13 protein-coding genes are annotated in these 11357 nt (G+C 70.2%); 6 read left to right on the top strand and 7 right to left on the bottom strand.

The features are described from left to right. The first annotated feature begins 128 nt into the window (after positions 1 to 128). From VGC13_RS02225 to VGC13_RS02205, 5 genes are read left to right on the top strand one after another with little or no spacing between them, the layout of a single operon-like run. A complete protein-coding gene (locus tag VGC13_RS02225; protein ID WP_331123562.1) occupies positions 129 to 701 on the top strand; it encodes a TlpA disulfide reductase family protein in 573 nt (190 codons plus the stop codon). Positions 702 to 706: 5 nt separating this feature from the next. Next, the gene (locus tag VGC13_RS02220; RefSeq protein ID WP_331123561.1) at positions 707 to 1780 is read left to right on the top strand and encodes a hypothetical protein; all 1074 of its coding nucleotides are present in this window, start codon (positions 707 to 709) and stop codon (positions 1778 to 1780) included. Next, entirely contained in the window at positions 1777 to 2847 is a 1071-nt protein-coding gene (tsaD, locus tag VGC13_RS02215; RefSeq protein ID WP_331123560.1) for a tRNA (adenosine(37)-N6)-threonylcarbamoyltransferase complex transferase subunit TsaD, read from the top strand. The genes VGC13_RS02220 and tsaD overlap by 4 nt, the downstream gene beginning before the upstream one ends. A gap of 60 nt (positions 2848 to 2907) precedes the next feature. Then, the gene (locus VGC13_RS02210) at positions 2908 to 3816 is read left to right on the top strand and encodes a metallophosphoesterase family protein (protein ID WP_331123559.1); all 909 of its coding nucleotides are present in this window, start codon (positions 2908 to 2910) and stop codon (positions 3814 to 3816) included. Positions 3817 to 3849: 33 nt separating this feature from the next. Then, positions 3850 to 5130, top strand: a complete 1281-nt coding sequence (locus VGC13_RS02205; protein ID WP_331123558.1) for a hypothetical protein — start codon at positions 3850 to 3852, stop codon at positions 5128 to 5130. Positions 5131 to 5652: 522 nt separating this feature from the next. Here the strand turns inward: VGC13_RS02205 and VGC13_RS02200 are convergent. The 5 genes from VGC13_RS02200 to VGC13_RS02180 all read right to left on the bottom strand — a co-directional run bounded on the left by VGC13_RS02200 (position 5653) and on the right by VGC13_RS02180 (position 7590). Next, on the bottom strand, positions 5653 to 6066 hold the full coding sequence (locus tag VGC13_RS02200) for a response regulator (protein WP_331123557.1): 414 nt from the start codon (positions 6064 to 6066) through the stop codon (positions 5653 to 5655). Between the two features lie 145 nt (positions 6067 to 6211). Beyond that, positions 6212 to 6481 carry a DUF5985 family protein gene (locus VGC13_RS02195; RefSeq protein ID WP_331123556.1) on the bottom strand — a complete coding sequence of 90 codons (270 nt, stop codon included), beginning with the start codon at positions 6479 to 6481 and terminating at the stop codon, positions 6212 to 6214. Further along, on the bottom strand, positions 6466 to 6723 hold the full coding sequence (locus tag VGC13_RS02190; RefSeq protein ID WP_331123555.1) for a DUF5985 family protein: 258 nt from the start codon (positions 6721 to 6723) through the stop codon (positions 6466 to 6468). Before VGC13_RS02190 ends, VGC13_RS02195 begins: the two co-directional genes overlap by 16 nt. Further along, entirely contained in the window at positions 6723 to 7109 is a 387-nt protein-coding gene (locus VGC13_RS02185; RefSeq protein ID WP_331123554.1) for a hypothetical protein, read from the bottom strand. The genes VGC13_RS02190 and VGC13_RS02185 overlap by 1 nt, the downstream gene beginning before the upstream one ends. 247 nt (positions 7110 to 7356) lie before the next feature. After that, complete coding sequence (locus tag VGC13_RS02180; protein ID WP_331123553.1) at positions 7357 to 7590, bottom strand: hypothetical protein; 234 nt, start codon at positions 7588 to 7590, stop codon at positions 7357 to 7359. Between the two features lie 99 nt (positions 7591 to 7689). On the opposite strand from VGC13_RS02180, the gene VGC13_RS02175 reads away from it, so the two are divergent. After that, positions 7690 to 7962 (top strand): DUF3303 domain-containing protein, encoded by a 273-nt coding sequence (locus tag VGC13_RS02175; RefSeq protein ID WP_331123552.1) that lies wholly within the window; start codon positions 7690 to 7692, stop codon positions 7960 to 7962. Positions 7963 to 8519: 557 nt separating this feature from the next. Here VGC13_RS02175 and VGC13_RS02170 read toward each other — a convergent pair. Continuing rightward, positions 8520 to 9512, bottom strand: a complete 993-nt coding sequence (locus VGC13_RS02170) for a hypothetical protein (protein WP_331123551.1) — start codon at positions 9510 to 9512, stop codon at positions 8520 to 8522. Between the two features lie 88 nt (positions 9513 to 9600). Then, positions 9601 to 10422 (bottom strand): arylamine N-acetyltransferase, encoded by an 822-nt coding sequence (locus VGC13_RS02165; protein WP_331123550.1) that lies wholly within the window; start codon positions 10420 to 10422, stop codon positions 9601 to 9603. Positions 10423 to 11357: the final 935 nt, after the last annotated feature.

Below are 11357 nucleotides of genomic sequence, written 5' to 3'. Positions count from 1 at the left end.
CCTCCCCCAGCAGTTTTGGGGGAGGTGCGAGCCTGGGCGAGCGGAGGGGGCGCCCCGCGGACGCAGCTCAGAACCGGCTTCGGCGCACCCGAATCGGCATCACCAGACACACCAGGCAACATCCATCGATGGCGAAGTCGCGGCACTTGGGGTTCACGGGCGGAGTGGTCGTGGTGCTGGCGCTGCTGCTGGGCGCCGGCTGGATGGCGCGCGACCGCTTCATGCCCGTTGAGGTGGGGATGCAGGCGCCGTCGTTCACCGCGACGGACCTGCAGGGCCGCCCCGTGCGCCTGGAAGACCTGCGCGGCCAGGTGGTGCTGCTGAACGTGTGGGCCACCTGGTGCGGCCCCTGCCGCGACGAGATGCCCTCCATGGAGCGCCTGCACCGCGAGCTGGGCCCGCAGGGCCTCAAGATCGTCGCGGTGAGCGTGGACGCGGCGCCGGGTGCGGCAGCGCCGAAGGCGCAGTCCGCCGACCAGCCCGGCGGCGGCGACGTGGCCGAGTTCGCCCGCGCGCTGGGCCTTACCTTCACCATCTGGCACGACCCCTCGGGCGAGATCCAGCGCACCTACCGCACCACGGGGGTCCCCGAATCGTTCGTCATCGACCGCAACGGGGTGATCCAGAAAAAGGTGATCGGCGCGACGGAGTGGGACAGCGGCTCGCACCCGGAGCTCATCCGCCGCCTGCTGCGGAGCTGACCCGGGTGAGGCGGCACTTCACGCTACACTCGCTCACCTACAACTGGCGCCTCAAGCTGGCGGCCCTGGGGCTGGCCGTGCTCATCTGGGCGGCGGTCAGCGCCGAGCAGGTGACCAGCCAGTGGATCCCCGTGCGCATCGACCCCGTGGTGCGCGACCCGGAGTTCGTGCTGGCCGGCGCGGCGGACCCGGCGGAGGTGCGCGTGCGCTTCAGCGGGCCGGGGCGCGAGCTGTGGGAGCTGGCGCTGGACCGTCCCTCGCTGGTGCTGCCGCTGAGCGACATCGGCAACCGGCGCGCGTTTGCGCTGGACGCCTCCATGCTGCGCATTCCCGCCGGCCTTTCCGTCAACGTGCAGGACATCCGCCCCGCCGTCGTCCGCGTGGACGTGCAGCGGCTGACCAGCCGCGTCGTTCCGGTCCGCGCCCGGCTGGCGGCGCGCTCCACCCAGCGGTACGTCGTCGGAGGAAGCCTGGAGGTGCTGCCGGCGGAGGTGCGCGTCACCGGGCCGGCGGACCGGCTGGCGGCGCTGGACTCCGTGTCCACCCGCGGCTTCGACATCGTCCCCGACGACAGCACCTTCTCGCAGGAGGTGGCGCTGGACACGGAAGGGATGGAGGGGCTCAGCTTTTCGCGCAACCGCGTACGGGTGAGCGGGCCGGTGGACCTGCGCGCGGAGCGGTCGATGGGCCCGGTCACGGTCTACGTTCCCGACGGGCTGGTGGCCACGCCCGCGCAGGTGCAGGTGAACGTGAGCGGCGCGCGGCGGGTGCTGGACCGCGTCTTTTCCGCCGGCCTGCGCGCCGTGGTCCCGCGCGACTCGCTGCCGCCCGTCGTCCCCGCGGAGGGCGTGGACGCGCCGTTGGTGTTCGACGGGCTGCCGCCGGGGACCGCGGGACGCGCGAACCCCGCCCGCGTCCGCGTCTACCCGCAGGGCGCCGCGCCACCGGCGGGCGGACAGAACCCCTCGCCGGGTGGGCAGAATCCGCAGCCGGGTGGCCAGAATCCGCCTCCGGGCGGGCAGAACCCCCCGGCGGGCGGGCAGGGCGCGCCGTCCGCGCAGCAGGGGGCCCGGCCGTGAGCGCGCCCACGCTGGTGCTGGGGATCGAGACGTCGTGCGACGAGACCTCGGCGGCGGTGCTGCGGGGCGAGCGCGACCTGCTGGGGCACGTCATCTTTACCCAGGACGTCCACCAGCTGTACGGCGGCGTGGTGCCCGAGCTGGCGAGCCGCGCCCACCTGCGCACGGTGGACGACGTGGTGGACGGTGCCCTGCGCGAGGCGGGGGTGCGGCTGGAGGAGATCGACCTGGTGGGCGTGACCGCCGGGCCGGGGCTGATCGGCGCGCTGCTCGTCGGCTTGGCGTGGGGAAAGGCGGCGGCGTGGGCGGCGGGCAAGCCGGTCGTGGGCGTGCACCACATGGAGGGCCACCTGTTCGCCACCCACCTGGAGCATCCCGGCGCCGAACCGCCCTTCGTGGCGCTGCTCGTCAGCGGCGGGCACACCATGCTGCTGTGGGTGCCGGCGTGGGGTGAGTACCACCTGCTGGGTGCCACCCGCGACGACGCGGCGGGCGAGGCGTTCGACAAGGCGGGAAAGATCCTCGGCCTGGGCTACCCCGGCGGCCCCGCCATCCAGCGCGCGGCGGAGCCGGGCGATCCGAAGCGTCATCCCCTGCCGCGCCCGCTGTTCAACCGCGGCGAGCGCCCGGGCGACGCCGAGTACTACGACATGTCGTTCAGCGGGCTGAAGAACGCGCTGCGCCTTCTGGTCCGCGGGCTGGAGGCGGAGGGGCGGCTGGCGGAGGAGGTGCCCCACGTGGCCGCCTCCTTCCAGGCCGCCGTGGTGGACGTGCTGACGGAAAAGACGCTGCGCGCGGTGAAGCAGACCGGCTGCCGGCGCGTGGTGCTGGGCGGCGGCGTGGCCAACAGCCGCGCCCTGCGTGATTCGCTGCGGGAGCGGCTGGGGCGGGGCGGAGAATTGTACGCGCCCTCGCCGCGGCTTTCGACGGACAACGCGGCGATGATCGCGCGGGCGGCGCTCTTTCGCTGGGGGCGGGGAGAGACCGGCGGGCTGGACCTGAACGCCCGCGCGGACCTGCCGTTTCCCGGCCTGGTGCGCCAATCCGGCGCCGTGGCACGCGGGTAGCGGCTAAGGGGACGCATGACACGGGTTGAAGACCATCCACCGACACGCGGCGAAGCCGGCTTGATCTCCTTTCTCCACGTATCCGACCTGCACTTTGGCCCGCCGTACCACGAAGGCGTGGGCGAGGCGCTGCAGAAGTTCGCGCACCGGCTGGGCCCCGACTGCATCGTGGCCTCGGGCGACTTTACCCAGCGGGCCACGGAGGAGCAGTTCGCCGCCGCGCGCGCGTGGCTCGACCGGCTGCCCAGGGTGCCCACCATCGTCACCCCGGGCAACCACGACGTGCCGCTGTACCGCGGGCTGGAGCGGCTGCTGGACCCGTACCGGCACTACCGCAAGCACATCAGCGACACGCTGGACCAGGTGACGGAGATCCCCGGCGCGGTGATCGTGTCGCTGAACTCCACGGCGCCGCGGCAGGCCATCACCAACGGACGCATTCACCGCTGGCAGATCGACCTGGCGCGCGAGGCGTTCCGGAACCTGCCCGACGAGACGCTGCGCATCATCGTATCGCACCATCACTTCGCGCCGCCGCCGGACTGGGAGGGAGCGGACGTGATGCCCAAGGCCAAGCGCGCGCTGGACGCGTTCACGGCCATGCGGGTGGACCTGATCCTGGGCGGGCACCTGCACCGCGCGTACATCGGCAACTCGCTGGACGTGTACGCGGGCGCGGACCGCGAGCACGGCATCATCATCGCGCAGAGCGGCACCAGCACCTCGCGCCGCGGCCGCGCGCGCGAGCGCGAAAAGAACTCGCTGAACGTGGTGCGGGTGGGGGGCGGCGTCATCCGCATCACCCACTACATGTACTTCGACGACGCGGGCGACTTCGTGCCCACCAGCCGCCACCTGTTCTTTCGCCGCGGCCGGCCGCCAGTGCTGGACGACGACGAGGGGCTGGGCCACGGGGTGGAGAGCATTTTCATGGACGACCGCAGGGAGCGCCGCGATGCAACGGTCTAGGCCGCGGGCGGCCCGCGCCGGGCGCGGGGGCTGATGGCCCGGCGCGCGGTGCGGGTGCTGACGTGGGGGCTGGGCGGCGTGGCGCTGGGCGTCGCGCTGCTGCTCTTGCTGCTGAACGTGGTCGCGCGCACGGAGCGCGGGCACGAGTTCGTGCTGAGCCGCACGCTGGCCGCGCTGGGCAAGAACGTGCACGGCGGCGACCTGCTGGTGGAGCGCATCAGCGGCAACCTGTTCGAGGGCGCCAAGCTGTACGGCGTGCGGCTGGTGGACCGGCAGGGCCGGGCGTTCGTCGTGGCCGACAGCGCGTACCTGAACTACCGCGTCACCACGCTCATCTCGCCGCGCATCCACATCACCAAGGCCACGCTGTACGAGCCGGAGATCTACGTCTTCAAGCTTCCCGGCGACACGCTGTGGAACTACCAGGCGATCTTCGCCAACCCGCAGAAGCCCGACCCTAGCAAGCCGCGGATCGAGCGCGCCACGCTGCTCGACACCATCCGGGTGATCAACGGCATTGCCCGGGTGCAGACGCCCTGGCAGCCCGACAGCACGCTCTCTCCCGCGGCGCGGCGGGTGGCGCTGGCCGAGGCGCTTTCGGATACGTCGCTGGCGCTGGTGGACACGGTGCGGGGCGGGTACATCCGCACCATGAACTTCAGCCGGCTCAACGGGCGCCTTTCGCGCATCCGCTTTGCGCCGGGGTCGGCCACGGGGTCGCGCATCCACATCGACTCGCTGCGGGGGGTCGCGCAGATCTTTCGCAAGCCGGTGCAGTTCAACCAGATCCAGGGGCAGGTCGCGCTCCTGCGCGGCCACGTGGAGCTGGACGCGCCCGTGCTGCGGCTGCCGGGATCGACCCTGTCGATGTCGGGCGTTGTGCGCACGGACAGCTTTCCCGCCTGGTTCGACCCCGGCAAGGCGCCAATGTACGACCTGGCGTTCCGCAGCGACTCGGTGGCGTTCCGCGACCTGCAGTGGCTGTACCCGCGCTTTCCCGCCGACGCGCGCGGATCGCTTTCGCTGCGCATCGAGCACCGCCCCGGCGGGCTGATGTTCCTGGCGCGCGAAAGCGACATCCGGGCGCCCGGCACGCACCTGGTGGGTGACTTCGGGATGATCCTGGGCGATACGCTGCGCTTCGTGGACGTAGACCTGGAAGCCGACCCCGTCCGCGTCGCGACGATCGAGCGCATGCTGCCGGAGGGGCTGCCGGTGCGCGGGCTGGTGCTGGGCGGGGTGGAGATTCGGGGATCGAGCAGGGAAGGGGCGGCGGCGGAGGCGTCGGAGCGGGAAGAGGCGGCGGATCCGTGAACGGGTGAACGGGTGAACGAGCGGCGGGACTGTCGCGACCCGCGGGGCCCTCTCCCCCGACCGGCCTTTCGCTCGTTCCTCGCGACGGCGGTCGACCCCTCCCCCAAACCGCGGGGGAGGGGTTTTGTTGTGCGGGAGGCCGAATCCCAGCCGTTCCTTGTACGCGGTGAAATACGCGCTGATACCGAATCCGGGAAAACAACACCTTTATGGGTACAGAGGAACAGAGTCAGACAGAGGAATTACTCTCTGTCTGACTCTGTTCCTCTGTACGATCATTCTTTTTCAGGATCTGGTATGATCCGTCCGGTGCCGAGGAAACGGACAACCCCTCCCCCGGGGTTGGGGAGGGGTCGCCGCGAGCCGCGAGGAACGAGCGGCGAAGTCGGCGGGGAGAGGGCCTCGGCGGCCACGCGTTCACCCGTTCACCCGTTCACCCGTTCACCCGCTCACCCCGTCGGATGAACGAAAGCGGGCCCGGAGCATGACGCTCCGGGCCCGCTTCTGCGTTCGCCGCGCGGCCTAGACGGCCAGGGCGGTGCCGGCGAGAAAGGGCTCGCGCACGCCGCGGCGGGCAAGCACGTTCACCAGCAGGCCGATGTGGCGAAGGTTGCACGGCTTGGTGACGTGGCCCGCAAAGCCCTCGTCCAGCACGCGGCGCTCGGGCCAGGTCAGCACGTCGGCCGAGACGGCCACCACGGGGATGGCGGAGGTCGACGGGTCTTCGGCCAGGGCGCGGCGGGCGGTGACGCCGTCCATCCGCCGCATGCGGATGTCCATCAGCACCAGGTCCGGCTGCTCGGCACGCGCCACCTGCACCCCCTCCTGTCCGTCGAAGGCGTGCAGGACGTGGTAGCCGGCATGTTCAAGGAACACGCCGCACAGGGTGTGCTGATCAGGATCGTCGTCGACGATCAGGACGCGGATGGGCGCCATGGGCCACCTCAGAAGGCGGGCCGATCCGGCAGGGGTGCCGCATACGGTGGGGCGAAGATCCCAGTTTAATCCTCCGCGCCCGCCCGCACAACGGTTTTGTGCATCTGATACGTAACAGGACAGTTGCTGTAACAGGCCCTCCGCCTCAGCGCCCGCCCCGGTTCTTGTCGATGATGGCCACCAGGATGAGCACGAAGGCCAGCAGGCGAATGCCGTACAGCCACACCTGCTCGTTGTCGGGGTCCTGGAACAGCGCCAGCAGCAGCCGCTGCACGGCCAGCAGCCAGAACGCGCCGGCAAAGATGCCGAACAGCCGGTCGCGCGTCTCGCGCCAGAAGCGAAGAAAGAACAGCCCGGCCACGGCGTAGCCCATCACCAGCAGGCCACTGACCAGGGGCGTCAGCGCGTCTCCCATACCAGTCCGTAAAGAAGAAGGGCCACGCCCGCCAGCGCGGGAAGCGAGCGCCACATCGACAGGTCCATGGTGGGCACCACGCGCTTGTCGATGAGCAGCAGCACGTTGTTGGCGGCCAGGCCGGCAAAGCACAGCCCCGACCACAGCAGCAGCCGCGCGCGGCTGGACGCGTAGCCGCGCAGCAGCAGCACCGCGCAGGCCAGGCTGGTCAGGGCGCAAAGGGCGTATACGAGGGTCGCCATCAGTCCTTCCTGAGCTTGAAGGCGTCCGCGAAGCTGCGGAGCGGGTTGGGAGGCTGGTTGTAGATCAGGTTGATGACGGCCACCCGCTGCGCGCGGTACGCGGCCGCCAGCGCGTCCACCTGCGCGCCCAGCCCGGCGCGCGAAGGCGCGTAGCGGTACGCGGGGTCGGCGGCGTTGTTGGACGACGCCAGCCCCATCGCCACCAGCTGCTCCAGGCGGCGGGTGGCGCCCGCGGGCACGGTGTAGATGGAGCGGGCCACCTCTTCCGGCGTCCACTCGCGCTCCGGCCCGGAATGCACCAGCAGCAGCGTCTCCAGCAGCTCGGCGCTGTCGATGTGCTGCGCCACGAAGCTGCGTACGTTCTCCGGAATGTCCGACTGGCTCATCCGCTCCCATGTTTCACGCGTGTCCGCCCCGCCGCCCAGCAGGATGCGGACCGCTCCAGAGTAGATCCTGCCTTGCGCCTGTGTCAAATCACGGGGCAAACAAGCCTCACGCCAAGACGTGGAGAGAACCATTCTTCTTTCCCTCTCCGCGACTTCGCGCCTATGCGTGAGGCACGTCTTTTCAGAAACGAGAACGGCCGGCGATCCGTGGAGGCGTCGCCGGCCGCGGCTGACGATACGCGGCGGATCAGGAGTTGGCGGTCAGCCGGCGGGCCAGCAGCTCCTTGGCGCGGTCGGCGCGGCGCGTGTTCTCCTGCTTCACTTCGCGAAAGAACGCGGCGAGGTCCTGGTCGCCCGACTCCTCGGCGTCGCGGATGTACTGGTCGTGCGTCTCGGCCGCCTGCAGGGCATGATAAAGGATGCTGACTAGGTTGTAGGTCACGTCCCCGGTTCCGGTGTTGCCCTGGCTGCTGTCGGACATGGAGCGTCTCCGCGCTGAAAGGTTCGCATCTGGAAAATCCGTGGTCGCCCGGTCGCAAGAGCGGGACCGTCTCAGTGCCTCGTCCAGGGGGAGATCCGCATGCTGTACATGATCGTCGAAGACTTTCGCGGCGGGGACCCGGTGCCGGTGTACCGCCGCTTTCGCGACCGCGGGCGGCTGGCGCCGGACGGGCTGCGCTACGTGGCCAGTTGGGTGACGGACGACCTGCGCCGCTGCTTTCAAGTGATGGAGTGCGACGACGAGCGGCTGCTGCGCGAGTGGATGGCCAGCTGGGAAGACATCGTGGATTTCGAGGTGTTCCCCGTGGTCCCCTCCGCCAATGCGGCCGCCGCCGTCGCCCCGCGGCTGTGAGCGTATCCGGCGGCCGCGGATGGGGCCTCGCGTTAGAATTCGGCGCCCCTGGCGCGTTGTCTTTATGCAGTCGTGCGTCACACACCGGTGGCGTGCGGCTGCAACCGAGGTTCGCGCAGGTCAGGCGGGCGCTTCGCGATCCAGCGAATGTCGTTTGCCGGCGCCGGCAGTCGTGGGCTCGCCCCCCGCGGCTGCCGCGCGTTTTTTGTCTGATCTGATACAGATCCTGAAAAAGAACAATCGTACAGAGGAACAGAGTCAGACAGAGAAAGCGAACTGACATATCATATTGGTTCCTCTGTCTGACTCTGTTCCTCTGTACCTATGAAAGTGTTGTTTTCCCGATTCGGGATGATGATGATCCGCCGAAAAGCCTGAATCCTGAAAAACACCTGTCATTCTGAGGGAGCGCCCACCCCTGGCTCTCGGGAACGCCGCGGAACCCGTTGGCGCGACCGAAGAATCTCCGTCGGAAACGCGCGGCCCCTCGCGCCGAACCCAGCCGTAGCCGACGGGATCGCGCGCCCATCCGGCGGATTCTTCGGTCGGCTCCCGTACTACGCCAGCGGAAGGCCCGAGGTGGCGCGGGTGCGCTCGTCGTGCAGGGTGCGCAGGGGCGTGACCTGCGGGTGCTCCGCGCCGCCCCCCATCTCCTCCACGAAGCGGCAGGTGGCGCGGCCCTGCGACGCCGCCTCGTAGCGCCCCTCCCACGCGCGCATCTGCGCCTCATCGCCCGCGCTCTCGTACGGAAAGCCCACCGGCGGGTTCTCCATCCCGATGCGCCAGGGCTTGGGCGTGAGCCGCGCGCGAAAGCTCTTCTGCACCTGGCACAGCCTGATGTACTGCGGATCGGCGCCAAGCGCGGCCATGGCCTCCTGCGCCTGCGGGTCCGTGGGCGCGAACAGCGCGTGCGTCACCAGGTAGCGCAGCCCGGAATGCGTGCGGTAGACGCGCACACGCCAGTCGGAATGCGACCCCATCCACCGCCGCAGCCGGTCCATCGCCGCGGACGCGGGGTCGGCGGGCGCGGGCGGCGGAGGGGGCGGGGCCGCGGGCCTCGCCGGCTTCGATCCGAAGAACCCGCCCAGGAGCGACTTTACGCCGCCGGGGAGCGGCAGCGCATCCACCAACTCCCGCGCCGCCGCCATCGGGTCCGCCGGCAGCGCGGAGGGGGACGATGACGAGCCCGGCGGCTGCGGCGTGTCCGCGCGCTCCACGTCCACGTCGATGAAGAAGACGCGCGCCGCGTTCAGCACCACGGCGCCGTACGCGTTGCGGGTGAGGGCGGCCTCGGGCGCGTCCGCCGGGGCGGCGCCGGGAAACTCGCCCACCACCTCTTCGCGCAGCGGGCGGTCGCCGTACGCGTACCGCTCGGGAAAGCCCGCGCCGGCGCGGATGCGCTCCGCGATGCGCCCCACCGCCTCGTCCGCCAGCGACTGCGCCTCGGCGGGGCTGCTGCGCGACCCGCGCCACACGTGAAACCGCACGAACTTGCCGGCCGGCGTGGTCGCCTGGGACTCTGCGCGGGACCAGTAGCGGGGAATCAGCATGGGATCGGCGCTCCGGGTGGGGCGGTAGGCTGTGGGGCGAAGGAGCGTACAGTATTCACATCCCCCGGGCCCGCCGCAAGCAACCGCCTTACGCCGCCGCCGTCAGCCGTTCCAGCGCCGCATCCACCTCGGCCCCGTCCGGCAGCGTGATGCCGAAGGTGTCGCCCAGCACGCCGCGCAGCTCGGCGGCGCTCCCCAGCACGGTGCGCTCCGTATCGCCGCCCAGGTGGTGCACGGCCAGCGACGCGTTGTGCAGCGCGTAGCGGCGGTCCGGCTCCACGCGCGCCGCGATGAGCCCGGCGAGAAAGTGCGAGCGAGGATGGGTGGAGAGGTACCAGCTGCTCACCTCGTAGTCCGGCAGGTGCTGCTCCTGCAGGTCGAAGCGGTACAGCGGCTTCCACTCGCCGCCGATGCGCGCCTGCATCACGAACGCGCGGTCGCCGTCCGCCGCCAGCCGAAAGGTCTCGTGCGGCGTGGGCTGCTCCACGTCCGCGACCAGCCGCAGCGGCGCGGTAAGGGTAAGCCCGCCAAAGCCCACGTCCGCCACGTAGCGCTCGCCCTCCGCCTCCACCAGCAGCAGCATGTGGCCGCGCGCAGTGACCAGCCCGTCCGGCACGTTCCAGCGCACGCGCGCCGCCAGCCCGGTGGTGCGAAAGCCCAGCGCGTCCAGCGCGGCGCGCAGCACGTGGTTCTGCTCGAAGCACCATCCGCCGCGGCCGCCCCGCACCAGCTTCTGCTGCAGCGACTCTGCGTCCAGCGGCACGGGCCGGCGCAGCAGCGGGTCCAGGTTCTCGAAGGGGATGGACTGCGGATGCAGCCGGTGAATTTCGCGCAGCGTCTGGAGCGTCGGCGCGCGCTCCCCGTGGTAGCCGATGCGGCGCAGGTATGCGTCCAGATCGAACGAGGTCATCCGTCTCTCGTCGTTGATGGTTGATGGATCAAGCAACGGGTCACTCCGTAACGCCGAGTCTGACTTCCTGATTCCAGCCGCGCTCCGCATCCTGCTGGCTGAAACAGGTCTGAGTCCGGTCCAAGAAGTCGTCCATGCCGCTTGATCCACACAGGTGTGGAGAAGTCGACTTCGGAGGATGCGCTCAGACGCACGATCTCGACGTGGGGATACTGAGGAGGACCCCCAAATCCGCGGCATCCGCCGCCGCTCCGGACTTTTTAGACCGGACTCAGGTCTGAGTCCGGTCCAAGAAGTCGCCCATGCCCTTGATCCACATAGGTGTGGAGAAGTCGACTTCGGAGGATGCGCTCAGACGCACGATCTCGACGTGGGAATACCGCGGAGGACCCCCAAATCCGAGGCATCCGCCGCCGCTCCGGACTTTTTCGACCGGACTCAGGTCTGTCATTCCGAGGCCCGGCCACGCTGCCGCCGGACGAATGCCCCGCGGGTCGCAGGGCCGAGGAATCTACTCTCCGCCTGCTCGAGGCCGGACGCGGAAGCCCGCACCATCGCTGCGGCGGCGAGACGGCCAGACAGGGCCAGTCCGGGGCGTCGCGGCAGATCACGAGGAAACGGAGAGTAGATTCCTCGGTCGCGCGCCGGGTTCCGTGGTTTGGCAAAGCGCCGTGCGTGCGCTCCCTCGGAATGACAGTATCGAGCGCGCGGCAGTGACTTCCCGAGGGAGCCGGCGCCTCCCTGAGAGGGTGTTGCCAAACCCCCAAACTCACAAAGAAGCGATGACTTCCTGAGGGAGTGCACCACGTGTAGCCCGATTCCACACAACCGGTTGCGCGCGACCGAAGGACCTCGTCTCGATGGCGCAGGGGCCAGATCAGGGCACGGGACCCGCCCCGTCGTTCTGCTGGCGAGGTCCTTCGGTCGGCGCCAGG

The organism is Longimicrobium sp., assembly GCF_036399255.1.
Taxonomy (GTDB): Bacteria; Gemmatimonadota; Gemmatimonadetes; order Longimicrobiales; family Longimicrobiaceae; genus Longimicrobium.
Note: the sequence above shows the minus strand (reverse complement) of the source record. Positions and strands in the feature narration are given on the sequence as shown.

Coding starts and splice junctions, on each gene's coding strand:
- VGC13_RS02185 (WP_331123554.1), bottom strand. CDS start 7,109: ATGAGCCAGTCGGACATTCCGGAGAACGTACGCAGCTTCGTGGCGCAG.
- VGC13_RS02205 (WP_331123558.1), top strand. CDS start 3,850: ATGGCCCGGCGCGCGGTGCGGGTGCTGACGTGGGGGCTGGGCGGCGTG.
- VGC13_RS02170 (WP_331123551.1), bottom strand. CDS start 9,512: ATGCTGATTCCCCGCTACTGGTCCCGCGCAGAGTCCCAGGCGACCACG.
- VGC13_RS02165 (WP_331123550.1), bottom strand. CDS start 10,422: ATGACCTCGTTCGATCTGGACGCATACCTGCGCCGCATCGGCTACCAC.
- VGC13_RS02190 (WP_331123555.1), bottom strand. CDS start 6,723: ATGGCGACCCTCGTATACGCCCTTTGCGCCCTGACCAGCCTGGCCTGC.
- VGC13_RS02195 (WP_331123556.1), bottom strand. CDS start 6,481: ATGGGAGACGCGCTGACGCCCCTGGTCAGTGGCCTGCTGGTGATGGGC.
- VGC13_RS02180 (WP_331123553.1), bottom strand. CDS start 7,590: ATGTCCGACAGCAGCCAGGGCAACACCGGAACCGGGGACGTGACCTAC.
- VGC13_RS02225 (WP_331123562.1), top strand. CDS start 129: ATGGCGAAGTCGCGGCACTTGGGGTTCACGGGCGGAGTGGTCGTGGTG.
- VGC13_RS02175 (WP_331123552.1), top strand. CDS start 7,690: ATGCTGTACATGATCGTCGAAGACTTTCGCGGCGGGGACCCGGTGCCG.
- VGC13_RS02200 (WP_331123557.1), bottom strand. CDS start 6,066: ATGGCGCCCATCCGCGTCCTGATCGTCGACGACGATCCTGATCAGCAC.